Source organism: Sphingomonas sp. (genome assembly GCF_965200135.1).
Lineage (GTDB): Bacteria > Pseudomonadota > Alphaproteobacteria > Sphingomonadales > Sphingomonadaceae > Sphingomonas.
Map to the genome: position 1 here is coordinate 19,631 of NZ_CBDATK010000013.1, position 14,388 is coordinate 34,018.

Consider the following 14,388-nt stretch of genomic DNA (forward strand, 5'->3'; position numbering starts at 1 on the left):
GGGGGTCAGCACAGCGTCGTGAACGGGTGCCGGCTGGCAGCGACGAGCAGCCTGCCGGTCTCGTCGGTCAGCTCCGCCAGATGGACACCACGCGCGCGAGCCGCGGCCACCGCCGCATCGACGCCGCCATGCCGATCGATCGACGTGCGCGCACGCCGATTCATCGTCGCGGACCCGTCGCGCACCGCGTCCAGCCAGGCCGCGAGCCAGGCGTCGTCCGCGCTCAGTTCTTCAGCCGCCACCCGGTCCGGAAGATCCACGCGATCGCGCCCAGGCACAGCAGCAGGAACGCCGCCGTCGCCGCCAGACTGACGCCGATCGACACGTCGCCCTTGTCGAAGAAGCTCCAGCGAAAGCCGCTGACGAGGTACACGACGGGGTTGAACAGGCTGATCGTCCGCCACGGCGCGGGCAGCATGTCGATCGAATAGAACGCGCCGCCGAGGAACGTCAGCGGCGTGATGAGCAGCGCGGGGACGAAGTTCAGCTGCTCGAACCCCTTCGCCCAGATGCCGATGATGAACCCGAACAGGCTGAAGGCGAGGCTGGTCAGGATCAGGAACGCGACCATCGCCACCGGGTGCGCGATCGGCAGCGGCACGAAGCAGGCGGCGGTCGCCAGGATGATGAGCCCGAGCACGATCGACTTGGTCGCCGCCGCGCCGACATAGCCGATGACCAGCTCGAACGCGGACACCGGCGCCGACAGGATCTCGAAGATCGTGCCCGTGAACTTCGGGAAGTAGATGCCGATCGAGGCGTTGGCGATGCTCTGCGTCAGCAGCGACAGCATGACGAGGCCGGGCACGATAAAGCTGCCATAGCCGACGCCGCCGACCTGGCTCATCCGGCTGCCGATCGCGCCGCCGAAGACGATGAAATACAGGCTGGTGGTCAGCACCGGCGTCACCAGCGACTGCCACAGCGTCCGCAACGCCCGCGCCATCTCGAAGCGATAGATCGCCCAGATCGAATGGCGGTTCACCCGATCCTCCCCGGTACGGGGAGGGGGACCGCCGCTCGCAGAGCGGTGGTGGAGGGGGCGGGCCGCGAGCGGTGCGCTTGAGGCGAACCCCCTCCGTCACGCGGCTGCGCCGCGCACCACCTCCCAGTCCCGGGGAGGATTTGCGGGATGCCCATCACGCCTTTTCCCCCACCAGATCGACGAAGATGTCTTCCAGGCTCGATTTCGATGTCTCCAGGTCCTTGAACGCGATGCCCTCGTCGCGCAGCGCCGTCAGGAAAGACGGGATGCCGGTCCGCTCCTCCTTGGCGTCGAACACATAGCGCAGCGTGCGGCCGTCGTTCTCGATCGTCGGCGCCCATTGCGCCAGCGCGGCGGGCACCGCGGCGATCGGCTCGACCAGCGTCAGGTCCAGCTCGCGCTTGCCCAGCTTCGCCATCAGCGCCGCCTTGTCGTCGACCAGCAGCAGCTTGCCCTTGTCGATCACGCCGACGCGGTCGGCCATCTCCTCGGCTTCCTCGATATAGTGGGTGGTGAGGATCACGGTGGTGCCCTTCTCGCGCAGCCGGTGGACCAGCGTCCACATATCGCGCCGCAACGCCACGTCGACGCCGGCGGTGGGCTCGTCCAGGAACAGGATCGCGGGCTCGTGCGCCAGCGCCTTGGCGATCAGGACACGGCGCTTCATGCCGCCCGACAGCTCCATGATCTTGGCGTCGCGCTTGTCCCACAGCGACAGGTCGCGCAGCACCTGCTCGATATGCGCGTCGTGGCCGGAATGGCCGAACAGACGGCGGCTGAAGCGCACGGTCGCCAGCACCGTTTCGAACATGTCGACCGACAGCTCCTGCGGCACCAGCCCGATCAGGCGGCGCGCGGCCTTGGCGTCGGTCAGCGCGTCGTGCCCCGCGACCGTGATCGAGCCCGCGCTCGGCACGACGATGCCGCAGACGATCGAGATCAGCGTCGTCTTGCCCGCGCCGTTCGGCCCGAGCAGCGCGAAGATCTCGCCCTTCGCGATGGCGAGGTCGGTCGGGTGGAGCGCCACCACCCCGCTCTTGTAGGTCTTGGCGACGCCGCGGAGGTCGAGGATGGGTTCGGTCACGTCGCGGCGTTAGCCGTTCCGGCCGCTATCTGCTAGCGGGCGCGCGCCGCCCGGATCGCGTCCTCCAGCGCGTCGAGCGGCTGCGCGCCGATCAGGATGCGGTCGCCGATCACCCAGCTGGGCGTGCCGTTCAGCCGCAGCGTGTCGACCATCCGGAGGTTGCGGTCGATCTCCGCGTCCGCATCCGCGGGCACGGCGGCGGGCACTCCCGCCTGCCGCGCGGCGCCGGCGATCGTCGCGGCGCTGACCGGCCCGGCGGCGTAGAGCGCGGCGTGGAACGCGCGGTAACGCGCCGGCCCGGCGGCGGCGGCGGCGAGGCTGATGCGCGCGGCGGCGCGGCTTTCGGGGGACAGGATCGGCAGCTCGCGATAGACCAGCCGCACGCCCGGATCGCGCTCCAGCATCTGTTGCAGGATCGGCAGGCTCGCCCGGCAATAACCGCAATTATAGTCGAAATACTCGACCACGGTGACGTCGCCGCGCGCGTTGCCGGCCCAGGCGCCTGCATAGGGTCGGACGATCGCGTCGCGGTTCGCCGCCACCACCTTGCCGGTCTCGCGGTCCTGCAGCTTCTGCATCGCCTCCTGGATCACCTCGGGATGCGCGAGCAGATAGCCGCGCACGTCGGTGCCGCCCGAGACCCGGCCGACCGCGAGCATCCCCAGCGCGCCGAGCACGACCCCGCCGATCGCGGCGGCCGGCAATCCCCAACGCGTCAACGACCCCACCCCTATCGGCACTGCCGCTGGCGCCGGTTCCGATCGCACTGCGCGTTCTTCGACGCCATCGCGATGTCCTGCGCGCGCAGCCAGTCGGGGGTGTTGGCGGGCAGGTTGGCGAGCGCATAGCGGGCGCTGGCCTGCGCGGTACGCAGGTCGTCGGTCATGCTGGCGCGCTCGGCGGTGGCGAGCGCCGCACGCGCGTTGTCGCCGGTCAGTTCATAGACGGTGCCCAGCTGCTGCCAGGCGAAGGGATTGTCGTCGTCGCGCGCGACGGCGGTGCGGAGCACGCGCACCGCCTCGGGATAGTTGGCACTGTCCTCCGTCGCGATCAGCGCGTGGCCGAAGGTGGTGGTGATGAGCGGGTTGTAGCGCGATCCCTCGCTCGCCGCGCGCAGCGGCCGCAGCGCCTCCTGCGGCTTGCCGGCCTCCAGCAGGATCTGGCCCTGCACCTCCAGGAAATACGGATCGGTCGGCCGCGCGCGGACCAGCGCGGTGGCCTCCGCATCGGCTTTGTCCGGAAAGCCGCCCTTATGATAGGCATAGGCCCGCGCATAATGCGCGTAGATCGACTGGTCGGTATCCGGGAAGTCGCGCAGCGTCCGCTCGAACGGCATCGAATAGCCCTCCAGCTTCGCCTTGATGCGGCGGAACTGCTCCTCGACCTTCGGGTCGGGCGTGTGGCCATAGGCGGGCGCGGCCTGGACGTCGTGCGTCAGCGTCTGGATGCGGGTGCCCGACAGCGGATGGCTCTGCATGAACGGATCGATGTTCTCGACGCCGTAGCGGTATTCCTGCTGCTGGAGCTTCTTGAAAAACGACAACAGCCCGCGTCCGGTGATGCCGGATTCGGTCAGGAACTTGAGCCCCGTCGCGTCGGCGGTCGACTCCTGCACGCGCGAAAAGGCGAGATACTTGCCCAGCGCCGCCTGCTGCCCCGCCGCCATGATCCCCGGCCCGGCCGCGCCGCCGCCCGCCGCCATCGCGGCGAGGCCGAGCACCATCGACAGCAGCGCGATCTTGGTCGCGCCCGCTGCGCCTTCCCCGGCGAGGATGACATGCCCGTCCGCGACATGGCCCAGCTCGTGCGCGAGCACGCCCTGCACCTCGTTGGCGTTGTCGGCCGCGAAGATCAGCCCGGAATTGACATAGATCGTCTGCCCGCCGGCGGTGAAGGCGTTGATCTCCTCGTCCTGGATCAGCACCACCTTGACGTTGCGCGGGTCGAGGCCCGCCGCCTTGACCAGCGGCGCCATCATGTCGGCGAACCACGCCTCCGTCTCCGCATCGCGCAGGATCGACTGTTGCGCGAACGCCGGCTGCGCCCACAATAGCGAGAGCATCGTCAGGGCGGCGACCAGACGCTTCAGCATGCCGGCCACGCGCAAACCGCCGCATGTCCACGCAGCCTGCATTCGTGCGCGCCGGCGATCGGGCGCGTGACCGTTGAGGCAGCAGGAGGGCAGGATCTGGACACGGGCGGCGACCTAGCAGTTTGGGGACGCTCAGGACAGCCATTCTGCGGGTGAACGGGTCGTGAAGACACCACCCTTGTCGCGGCGGATGAAGGAGCAAGCCTTGGCAGTCGGTGCCGCGAGGCGGCACTTCCATCGGCACTCGCGGCATCGACCGGACCAGAGCCTCGCCACGCGCTGGCAAAGAGCCGCCGTCCTCAGGCGAGGACGGCGGCCCGACGCGCGTAACGACGGTCGATCAGGCGAAGTTGACGGTCGTCCGTACCGAACCCCGGCGGCGCATCGCCCCGCCGACGCCGCCGAAGCCGAGGATCATCAGCGCCCAGGTCGCCGGCTCGGGCACGCCGCCGATGCCGCCGGGACCTGTCGCAGAGGCGACGCCCAGGACATCGAACGCGAAATGACTGTCGCGCGCGTTGCCGCCAGCGTCTGTGAACGAGCCGGCGCCGGCGAAGCTGCCGGTGTTCAGGTCGGTCGGACCGAAGTTCGGAAACACCGACACCGCCGCGCGATAGCTGCCGGGCGTCAACAGGCTCTGGAAGTAGGTGTCGTAACGCAGACCCGTGACGCTGTCGGCCGGCACGGAGCCGCCGCCGTCGTCGTTCTGCCCGATGCGGATTCCCGCGGCGTTATAGACGCCCAGGATCGGATCGAACCCGCCGCGCGCGATGACCTGGCCCGCCGCGTTGACGCCGCCCGCATAGGAATAGCTGACCAGCGTCACGGTCGACGCATCGCCGACGTCGAAGTCGAAGAACAGCACCTGGTTCGGGTCGTTCAGCGTGCCGGCAAAGGAGAAGTTGCTCTGCGCCTGCGCCGAGGTCGCCGACAGAGCGGCGGCAGCGGTTGCCGCGCACAACAGGAGTTTCAGTCTCACCACGGATCGTTTCATCGCTGTTCCCCACTTGGTTCAAAGTCGAACCAGGCAGGAATGCAGGGATGGCGAGGCGATCGCATGATGCGTTCGCACTATGCGGCGATAGGATTATCGTCCCGGATCGGGTCGGCGCGTCGGCGGCGCGGAATGTGCGCGTTCGACGCCGCGATTCCTGCACCGAGCCTGATCTGCTCCGCCGAGCGGCCCCTCTCCGCAAGGGAGAGGGGCCGTCGACCGGGTGTCGCGATCAGGCGCGCTGCCGCTCCCCGCGCTTACGCCCCGAACGTCCGCTGCCACCAGCCGCGACGCGGGGTCGACCCGTCGTCGCCATCGGCCACGAGCGTGCCGTCCTGGCCGGTCGCGAGCGTCGCGCCGTCCTCCGCATCGTCCGCGGCGTCCGGCGCTGGCGGGGCCTCGACCGCGGCGGCGACCGGCTGCTCGACGGTCTCGCCGCCCGTCTCGCCGGCGTCGGCTTCGACCGTCGCGGCCGGCTTGCGGCGCGTGCGCCGCTTGGGGGCCGGGGCGGGCTCCTCGGACACCGCTTCGGCCACCGCCGCGACGGGGGCCGGTTCGGCGACCGCATCCGAGGTCACCGGCGTCGCCTTGCGGCGGGTGCGGCGCGGCTTGGCGGTCGCTTCGTCGGCCGGCTCGGGCGCCGCTTGCAGCGCGAGTTCCGGCTCAGGCGCGGTCTCGACGACCGCCTCGACGGAAGGCGCTTCGGCCTCGACCGTGGCGCTACGCGAGCGACGGCGGCGCTTGGGACGGGCGTCCTCCTCGGGCGTCGGCAGGTCGAGCGGGCTCACGACGTGACCGGCATCGCCGGCCTCGATCGTCTCGGGCTCGTCGCCAGAGGGCTCCGTGCCTTCGTCGCTCTCGTCGACCGGCATCTGCGGATCGGTGATGGCCTCGGCCGCACCGCCCTCGTCGCGGCGACCGCCGCGTCGGCCGCGACGTCCGCGGCGACGACGGCCTTCGCCCTCGACGCCGGCCTCGTCCTCGCGGCGAGGCTGTTCGCCGACGAACTCGGCCGTGGCTTCCGACTCGCCATCGGCCTCCTCGGCGCCGTCCGCATCACCGGCTTCCTGCTCGTCGGCCGGACGCTCGCCGCCTTCCTCGCGGCCACCGCGCCGACGACCACGCCGACGGCGGCGCTTGCGCCCGCCCTCGCCGTCGTCGCGCGCGACGCGCTCCTCGCGGGCGCGGGGACGCGCGTCACGCTCCTCCTCGTCGGCGACGTCCTCCTCGTCGATCTCGATCTCCTCGGGGATCTCGTCCTCGAAGTCGTCGTCTTCCTCGACCACCAGCGCCTCGATGCGCGGCGCGTGCGCGGGCGGCGGGCCGGAGACCTCGACCGCCATGCGCGCGCCCTCTTCCTCGCGGTCGGGCAGGATCTCGACCTGGACGCCATAGCGGTCCTCGATCTCCGCGATGTCCGCGCGCTTGCGGTTGAGGACATAGATCGCCGCCTCCTGGCTGGCACGCAGCGTTATGATCGAGCCGCGACCGCGCGCGGCCTCGTCCTCGATCAGCCGCAGCGCCGACAACCCGGCGGAGGCGGCGGTGCGGACCAGCCCGGTGCCCTCGCAATGCGGGCACTGGCGCGTCGACGCCTCCAGCACGCCGGTGCGCAGCCGCTGCCGGCTCATCTCCATCAGCCCGAACGACGAGATGCGGCCGACCTGGATGCGCGCGCGATCGTCCTTCAGCGCCTCCTTCATCGCCTTTTCGACCTTCCGGACGTTTGATCCGTTGTCCATGTCGATGAAGTCGATGACGACGAGGCCCGCCATGTCGCGCAGGCGGAGCTGACGCGCGATCTCCTGGGCCGCTTCCAGGTTGGTCGCGGTGGCGGTCTGCTCGATATTGTGCTCGCGCGTCGACCGGCCCGAGTTGATGTCGATCGAGACCAGCGCCTCGGTCGGGTTGATGACCAGATAGCCGCCCGACTTGAGCTGGACGACCGGGTTGTACATCGCCGCGAGCTGGTCCTCGACGCCGGCGCGCTGATACAGCGGCACCGCGTCGGCATATTGCTTCACCCGGCGTGCGTGCGACGGCATCAGCAGCCGCATGAAGTCCTTGGCGTGGCGATAGCCTTCCTCGCCCTCGACGATCACCTCGTCGACGGTAGAGTTGTAGATGTCGCGGATCGCCCGCTTCATCAGGTCGCTGTCGCCATAGACCAAAGCGGGGGCGGAGGAGCCCAGCGTCTTCTCGCGGATCTCGTCCCACAGCCGGGCGAGATAGTCGAAGTCGCGCTTGATCTCGGTGCGGGTGCGCTGCAGCCCGGCGGTGCGGACGATGCAGCCCATCGACGGCGGCAGCGCCAGGTCGGCCATGATCGACTTCAGCCGCTTGCGGTCGCCCGCATTGCTGATCTTGCGGCTAATCCCGCCGCCGTGCGACGTGTTGGGCATCAGCACGCAATAGCGGCCGGCGAGCGACAGATAGGTGGTCAGCGCCGCACCCTTGTTGCCGCGCTCCTCCTTGACGACCTGGACCAACAGCACCTGACGGCGGTGGATGACGTCCTGGATCTTGTAGCGATGGCGCAGGTTGGTGCGGCGCTGGCGCAGTGCCTCGACCTGATCGTCGCCGTTGCGGCCGGCGCGGGGGCGCTTGGACGTGCCCTCTTCGCTGGCATCATCATCATCGCCGTGATCGAGGTCGTCGTCGCCATCTTCGGCGACGTCATCCGCGTCGCCTTCGCCACCATCGGAGTCTCTATCGTCATCCTCGGCGTCCTGCCGCGCCCGCAGCTCCGCCTCCTCGGCGGCATGCTCGGCCTCTTCGCGGAGCAGTGCTTCGCGATCTTCCTTGGGGATCTGGTAGTAATCGGGATGGATTTCGGAAAAGGCGAGAAAGCCATGGCGGTTGCCGCCATAATCGATGAACGCCGCCTGCAAGGACGGCTCGACTCTGGTAACCTTGGCTAGATAGATGTTTCCTTTGAGCTGCCGGTGATCGGCGCTCTCGAAATCAAACTCCTCGATCCGGTTTCCCTTGACGACTGCGACGCGGGTCTCTTCCCGGTGGCGTGCGTCGATCAGCATGCGCGTTGTCATTGATGTTGCTCCACGCGCGTGCCGGCGAATAGCGGCGGGCGCGTCGGTAAGAGGCAGCGAGGACTTGTCCCCGCGCTGGGTTGCAAAGAAGTGCGTCCGCTCGCCGTGCATGTCCGGGACGAAAAGCCGGACCCACATCCGCGCGCCCGCCGGCCGGGGCCGGTGGGTCTTGCGGACGGGAGGAATGCAGCATGGAAAGCGTCAACCTGGTTGGCCGAGGCGGGAAACGCTGTGGCCGTAAGAAGCGTGCCGGAGGCCGCCCAGAACGGGCGCGCACGGGCGCTATCCGGTCAGGTAGCATCGCGAAACCGTCACCGCAACCGGGGTGGTCACGTCGACGCGTGGCGTGTCTGCGGCAAAGATGCTAACGCCGCGTTAACCTTCGCCGTGCGAGCGGGTAACGCGATGGGGCGAACGAGATGATGTGGGACTGGAGGCGGCCGGGCGGCGCGCTGGCGTTGCTCATTGCAAGCCTGTGGCCGGGCGGCGCGTCGGCGGCTGCGGTGCAGAGCGTGCGCGTGGCGGACGGCCGGATCGTGATCCGCTTCGACGCGCCGGTGGCCGACGCCGCGAGTCTGGTCGCGGCGGGGAGCCGAGAGATACTGGTGCAGGTGCGCGGCGTCACTCCCGGCAACGGCGGCACCGCGACCGGCCTCGTCAGCCGCATTCGCCAGTCGCGCGCCGACGGCGGCACACGCATCGTCTTTCATCTGATCGGCCCGGCGGTCGTCGGCGATGCCGGGTTCGAAGCGGGCGGGCGCGAGTTGCGCCTGCAGCTGCAACCGGCGTCGGAGGCGACCTTCACGGCGGCGTCGGAAGCGGGCTGGTCGCGGTACTTCCCGTTCTCGTTCGGGCGGCGGTCACGCTACAGCGTCTCGGTGCCGGTGCCCCCGGCGCGTGCCGTGCCGCTGCCGCGCGTGCAGGGCGACGATCGCCGGCCGCTGGTGGTGATCGACGCCGGCCATGGCGGCGTCGATCCGGGCGCGATCTCGCCGCAATCGGGGCTGCGCGAGAAGGATGTGACGTTGAAGATCGCACGCGCGATCCGCGACGCGCTGCTCGCCAGCGGGCGGGTGCGGGTGGCGCTGACGCGCGGCGACGACCGTTTCCTGGTGCTGCGCGAGCGGTTCGGCATCGCGCGGCGGCTGAAGGCGGACCTGTTCATCTCGATCCACTGCGACAGCGCCCTGTCCGATCAGGCCAGCGGTGCATCCGCCTATACGCTGTCGGAAGTCGCGTCCGACAAGGAGGCCGCGCGGCTGGCCGCGCGCGAGAACAAGGCGGACGTGATCGGCGGGCTCAACATGGCGGGCGCCGGTGCCGACGTGCAGTCGATCCTGATCGACCTGACGCAGCGCGAGACCATGAACGCATCGGCCGGCTTCGCCCGCCTGCTCGGCCGCGAGGCGCGCCCGCTGATTCCGGTCAAGCCGGTGTTCCACCGCATGGCGTCGCTGATGGTGCTGAAGGCGCCCGACATGCCGAGCATCCTGTTCGAGACCGGCTACATCTCCAATCCAGCCGAAGCCGCCTTCCTCGACTCCGAAGACGGCCGCGAGCGGATCGCCGATAGCGTCACGCGAGCGGTGGAGGCGCACTTCGCGCGCCGGATGGCCGTCAGGTAGCCGTCGGGCCGGGGTGACGACGCGGGCGGGCGCTGCTACTCGTCCGATCCATGGCGACAGCTCCTTCCACAGCCGTTCCGCGCGGCTTCCTGCGGCGGCGCTGGGTACGGCGGCTGGGGAAGCTCGGCGCGTGGGGCGTGCTGTTGCTGGGCCTGGCGGTGCTCGCCGGATTGTTCCTGTTCGCGCGCGACCTGCCGTCGGTCGATCGGCTGCGGACCTACGAGCCGCCGCTGCCGACCAATATTCGCGGCGGCGACGGGTCACCGATCCAGTCCTATGCGCGCGAGCGGCGGGTGGAGCTGAGCTACGACGAATATCCCAAGCTACTGGTCGACGCGTTCCTGTCGGCGGAGGACAAGACCTTCTTCTCGCACCACGGCGTCGATTATCCCGGCATCGCGTCGGCGCTGTGGGATAACCTGACCTCCGATCGGCGCGCGCGCGGCGCGTCGACGATCACGCAGCAGGTCGCCAAGAACCTGCTGGTCGGCAACGAGCGCAGCTATGCGCGCAAGGTGCGCGAGGCGATCCTCGCCTATCGGATCGAGGGGTCGCTGACCAAGGAGCAGATCCTCGAACTGTACCTCAATCAGATCGCGTTGGGCCGCAACGCGTTCGGGGTGGAGGCGGCATCCCACGCTTACTTCGACAAGGAGCTGCGCGAGCTGAGCTTGGCGCAGATGGCGTATCTGGCGATCCTGCCCAAAGGGCCGTCCAACTATGACCCCGTCCGCCATGCCGACCGCGCGCTGGAGCGGCGCAATTACGTGCTGCGCGAGATGCTGGCGAACGGCTTCATCGGCCAGGCCCAATTTGCCCAGGCGAACGCCGAGCCGCTGGGCACCGCACCGCGCCAGCCGCCGAAGAACGAGCGAGCGGGCAGCTATTTCACCGAGGAGGTGCGGCGGCAGCTGATCGGCAAGTTCGGCGAAACCGACCGCGACGGGCCGTACAGCGTCTATGCGGGCGGACTGTGGGTCAGGACCTCACTGGACGGTCGGTTGCAGGACCTGGCGCAGGAAGCGCTGCGCGACGGGCTGTTGCGCTATGCCGCCGGGCGCGGCTGGTCGGGGCCGATCGGGCACAAGGATATCACGCCCGACGACTGGCGGCAGGTGTTGCTGAACACCAACATGGGCCTCGACTACAAGAATTGGCGTGCGGCGATCGCGATCGCGCGTGAGGGCGGCGGTTGGCGGCTGGGGTTCGCGAACGGGCAAGAGGCAACCATGCCAGACGCCGCGGCGGCGATGCCGGTGGTGGGGGTCGGTGGCAACGCCTATCGCGCGATCCGGTCCGGCGACATCCTGGCGGTGGCGCCGCTGGGCGACGGCTTCGCGCTGCGCTCGGTGCCGCGCGTGTCGGGCGGCTTCGTGGTCGAGGAGCCGGCGACCGGCCGCGTGCTGGCGATGCAGGGGGGATTCGACGCGCGGTTGCAGTCGTTCAACCGCGCGACGCAGGCGTTGCGGCAGCCGGGCTCGACAATCAAGCCGATCGTCTATTCGGCGGCGCTGGAGAACGGGATGACGCCGGCGTCGATCATCGTCGACGGGCCCTTCTGCGTCTATCAGGGCGCGCATCTGGGGAACAAATGCTTCCGCAACTTCGGCAACGAGGCCGGATCGGGGCCGCACACGATGCGCTGGGGCATCGAGCAGTCGCGCAACCTGATGACCGTTCGGACCGCCGCCACGGTCGGAATGGGCCATGTCGTCGATATCATGAAGCGGATGGGAGTGGGCGAGTACGCGCCCTATCTCGCCTTTGCACTGGGCGCGGGCGACACCACCGTGCTGCGAATGGTCAACGCCTATGCGACCCTCGCCAATCAGGGGCGAATGCACGCGCCGACGGTGATCGACTTCGTCCAGGACCGGCACGGCAAGGTGATCTGGCCGGCGGCGTGGCGGCCGTGCGACGGCTGCAACGCACCCGACTGGAACGGCCAGCCGATGCCGCGTCCGGCGAGCCGCACCCGGCAGGTGATCGATCCGGTCACGGCGTTCCAGATGGTCCATATCACCGAGGGCGTGATCCAGCGCGGCACGGCGACGGTGCTGCGCGACCTGAACCGGCCGATGTTCGGCAAGACCGGGACGACGACCGGGCCGACCAACGTCTGGTTCATCGGCGGCACGCCGCAGTTCATCGGTGGGCTGTATATAGGCTACGATCAGCCCCGGAATCTGGGCGGCATCCAGGGTGGCACCTTCGCGGCGCCGATCTTTCGCCAGTTTGCGGTCAAGGCGTATGAGGGGCTGGACAAGCTACCCTTCCGTGCGCCCGCCGGGGTTCGCATGGTGCGGATCGACCGCGCGAGCGGGCAGCCGGTCTATGGCGCGTGGCCGACAAGCGATCCGCGGGCACCGGTGATCTGGGAGGCGTTCAAGCCGGAGAGCGAACCGCGGCGCGCCGCCCGACGCGGCGAGGCGACTCCGACGGCGGCGGCGAGTGCCGCGCCGGTGCGGCGGCAGGCGCCGTCGGACGGCGACTTCTTGCAGCGGGAGGGGGGGATATACTAGTTGTCGCCCTGGCTGGTCATCCACTTGCTTCCGTCATTCCCGCGAAAGCGGGAACCCACCTCCCGCCGTTCCCATCATCGTGACGGTCGCGTATGTCGCGATCTCAGGTGATGGGTCCCCGCTTTCGCGGGGATGACGAGCAGAACAGTTAGGACCTACAATGCGCGCCGAAGCGCAGGCACATGTCGACCGGATCAACGAGGCGCTGGCGCTGCTGCGCCGCTCGCTCGACTGGGATCGCGCGCTGCGGCGGCTCGACGAGCTGAACGCGCGCGTCGAGGATCAGGCGCTGTGGAACGATCCAAAGGCGGCGCAGGACGTGATGCGCGAGCGTCGCCGGCTGGACGAGGCGATCGCCGCGACGCGCGCGATCGAGCATGAATTGGCCGAGACGGTCGAGCTGATCGACATGGCCGACGCCGAGGGCGATGCCGAGATGGCCGACGAGGGCACCGCGAGCCTGGCCGAACTGTCGCGCCGCGCCGACGCGGACAAGGTCACGGCGCTGCTGTCCGGCGAGGCCGACGGCAACGACACCTATATCGAGGTCAACGCCGGCGCGGGCGGCACCGAGAGCCAGGACTGGGCGGGGATGCTGCAGCGCATGTACGCGCGCTGGGGCGAGCGCCACGGGCTGAAGGTCGAGCTGGTCGACAGTCACGCCGGCGAGCAGGCGGGGATCAAGTCCGCGACGCTGCTGCTCAAGGGCGAGAACGCCTATGGCTATGCCAAGACTGAGAGCGGCGTCCACCGGCTGGTGCGGATCAGCCCCTACGACTCCGCCGCGCGACGGCATACCAGCTTCGCCAGCGTGTGGGTCTATCCGGTCGTCGACGACAATATCGAGGTGGAATACAATGAGAGCGATCTGCGGATCGACACCTATCGCGCGAGCGGCGCGGGCGGACAGCACATCAACACAACCGATTCGGCGGTGCGGATCACCCACCTGCCGACCGGTATCGTCGTGCAGTGTCAGAACCAGCGGTCGCAGCACAAGAACAAGGCGGAAGCCTATAACCAGCTCCGTGCCCGTCTCTACGAGCGCGAGCTGGCGATCCGCGAGCAGGCGGCGAACGCGGAGAACGCCACCAAGTCCGACATCGGCTGGGGACATCAGATCCGCAGCTATGTCCTGCAACCGTACCAGATGGTGAAGGACCTGCGGACCGGGGTCACTTCCACCGATCCGGGCGAGGTGCTGGACGGCGATCTCGATCCGTTCATGGCGGCGGCGCTGTCGCAGCGGGTCACGGGCGAGAAGGTGGCCGTGGAGGACGTGGAGTGAGGGGGGCAGGTTCTCCTTTTCTCGGCGGGAGGGCGGCGGCAATGGCCCTCATCCTGGCGCTCGCCGCGTGCGACGGCGCTACACCGCTCATAAAGCCGCACCCCAGGCAGCCCGGACCCTTTCCCGCCGCCGACCGCCCCGTTGCGCACATCGTCTCACCGCGCTGGTCGACCGAGGAGGCGCGCGACCGGGTCAACGAGGCGGGCGCAGTGATGGACCGCGCCGGGCTGAGGCCCGGCATGACCGTCGCCGACATCGGTGCGGGCGAAGGCTATTACACGATCCGTGCGGCGCAGCGGGTCGGCAAGACCGGGCGCGTGCTGGCGGAGGACATCATCCCGGCGACGCGCGACGCGCTGGCCGAGCGGGTGACGCGCGAGCGGCTGGAGAATGTCAGCGTCCGGCTGGGACTGCCCGCCGATCCCCGGCTGCCGGCGGCGAGTTTCGACCGGGTGCTGATGGTCCACATGTATCATGAGATCGAGCAGCCCTATGAGTTCCTGTGGCGGCTGCGGCCGTCATTGAGACCGGACGGGCTGGTGGTCGTCGTCGACGCCGATCGGCCGACGGTGCAACACGGCACGCCACCCGCGCTGTTGAAGTGCGAGTTCGCGGCGGTCGGCTATCAGCAGGTGTCGATGCAGGAGATGCCGTCGGCGGGCGGCTACATCGCGATGTTCCGCGCGGCAGGGCCGAGGCCGGAGCCGAAGGCGATCCGGGGATGTCGGGCCTGACTTCCCGACTCGCT

11 protein-coding genes are annotated in these 14,388 nt (G+C 69.4%); 4 read left to right on the forward strand and 7 right to left on the reverse strand.

Translation table 11 applies throughout. The annotated features are described in order from the left end of the window. Positions 1-5 precede the first annotated feature (5 nt). The 7 genes from ACOFKS_RS13705 to ACOFKS_RS13735 form a co-directional block, all read right to left on the reverse strand. Entirely contained in the window at positions 6-242 is a 237-nt protein-coding gene (locus tag ACOFKS_RS13705; protein ID WP_419809817.1) for a hypothetical protein, read from the reverse strand. Then, positions 224-985 (reverse strand): ABC transporter permease, encoded by a 762-nt coding sequence (locus ACOFKS_RS13710; protein WP_419809818.1) that lies wholly within the window; start codon positions 983-985, stop codon positions 224-226. Before ACOFKS_RS13710 ends, ACOFKS_RS13705 begins: the two co-directional genes overlap by 19 nt. 154 nt (positions 986-1,139) lie before the next feature. Then, a complete protein-coding gene (locus ACOFKS_RS13715) occupies positions 1,140-2,069 on the reverse strand; it encodes an ABC transporter ATP-binding protein (RefSeq protein WP_419809819.1) in 930 nt (309 codons plus the stop codon). Positions 2,070-2,101: 32 nt separating this feature from the next. After that, positions 2,102-2,788: a DsbA family protein gene (locus ACOFKS_RS13720; RefSeq protein ID WP_419809820.1), complete on the reverse strand. Its 687-nt coding sequence runs from the start codon at positions 2,786-2,788 to the stop codon at positions 2,102-2,104. A gap of 11 nt (positions 2,789-2,799) precedes the next feature. Beyond that, positions 2,800-4,161 carry a M48 family metalloprotease gene (locus ACOFKS_RS13725; RefSeq protein ID WP_419809821.1) on the reverse strand — a complete coding sequence of 454 codons (1,362 nt, stop codon included), beginning with the start codon at positions 4,159-4,161 and terminating at the stop codon, positions 2,800-2,802. 340 nt (positions 4,162-4,501) lie between these two features. After that, positions 4,502-5,140, reverse strand: coding sequence for a DVUA0089 family protein (locus ACOFKS_RS13730; protein ID WP_419809822.1), 639 nt, complete (start codon positions 5,138-5,140; stop codon positions 4,502-4,504). A 272-nt stretch (positions 5,141-5,412) separates the two neighbouring features. Then, complete coding sequence (locus tag ACOFKS_RS13735; protein WP_419809823.1) at positions 5,413-8,205, reverse strand: Rne/Rng family ribonuclease; 2,793 nt, start codon at positions 8,203-8,205, stop codon at positions 5,413-5,415. A gap of 419 nt (positions 8,206-8,624) precedes the next feature. On the opposite strand from ACOFKS_RS13735, the gene ACOFKS_RS13740 reads away from it, so the two are divergent. The 4 genes from ACOFKS_RS13740 (at position 8,625) to ACOFKS_RS13755 (ending at position 14,374) form a co-directional block, all read left to right on the forward strand. Continuing rightward, entirely contained in the window at positions 8,625-9,830 is a 1,206-nt protein-coding gene (locus tag ACOFKS_RS13740; protein ID WP_419809824.1) for an N-acetylmuramoyl-L-alanine amidase family protein, read from the forward strand. A gap of 50 nt (positions 9,831-9,880) precedes the next feature. Beyond that, the gene (locus tag ACOFKS_RS13745; RefSeq protein ID WP_419809825.1) at positions 9,881-12,352 is read left to right on the forward strand and encodes a penicillin-binding protein 1A; all 2,472 of its coding nucleotides are present in this window, start codon (positions 9,881-9,883) and stop codon (positions 12,350-12,352) included. Between the two features lie 160 nt (positions 12,353-12,512). Beyond that, positions 12,513-13,640, forward strand: coding sequence for a peptide chain release factor 2 (prfB, locus tag ACOFKS_RS13750; RefSeq protein ID WP_419809826.1), 1,128 nt, complete (start codon positions 12,513-12,515; stop codon positions 13,638-13,640). A gap of 41 nt (positions 13,641-13,681) precedes the next feature. Then, positions 13,682-14,374, forward strand: coding sequence for a class I SAM-dependent methyltransferase (locus tag ACOFKS_RS13755; protein WP_419809827.1), 693 nt, complete (start codon positions 13,682-13,684; stop codon positions 14,372-14,374). Positions 14,375-14,388 lie beyond the last annotated feature (14 nt).

Excerpts from the sequence above, each read along its gene's own strand:
- ACOFKS_RS13735 (WP_419809823.1), bottom strand. The coding sequence starts at position 8,205 with ATGACAACGCGCATGCTGATCGACGCACGCCACCGGGAAGAGACCCGC.
- ACOFKS_RS13745 (WP_419809825.1), top strand. The coding sequence starts at position 9,881 with ATGGCGACAGCTCCTTCCACAGCCGTTCCGCGCGGCTTCCTGCGGCGG.
- ACOFKS_RS13725 (WP_419809821.1), bottom strand. The coding sequence starts at position 4,161 with ATGCTGAAGCGTCTGGTCGCCGCCCTGACGATGCTCTCGCTATTGTGG.
- prfB (WP_419809826.1), top strand. The coding sequence starts at position 12,513 with ATGCGCGCCGAAGCGCAGGCACATGTCGACCGGATCAACGAGGCGCTG.
- ACOFKS_RS13755 (WP_419809827.1), top strand. The coding sequence starts at position 13,682 with ATGGCCCTCATCCTGGCGCTCGCCGCGTGCGACGGCGCTACACCGCTC.
- ACOFKS_RS13740 (WP_419809824.1), top strand. The coding sequence starts at position 8,625 with ATGATGTGGGACTGGAGGCGGCCGGGCGGCGCGCTGGCGTTGCTCATT.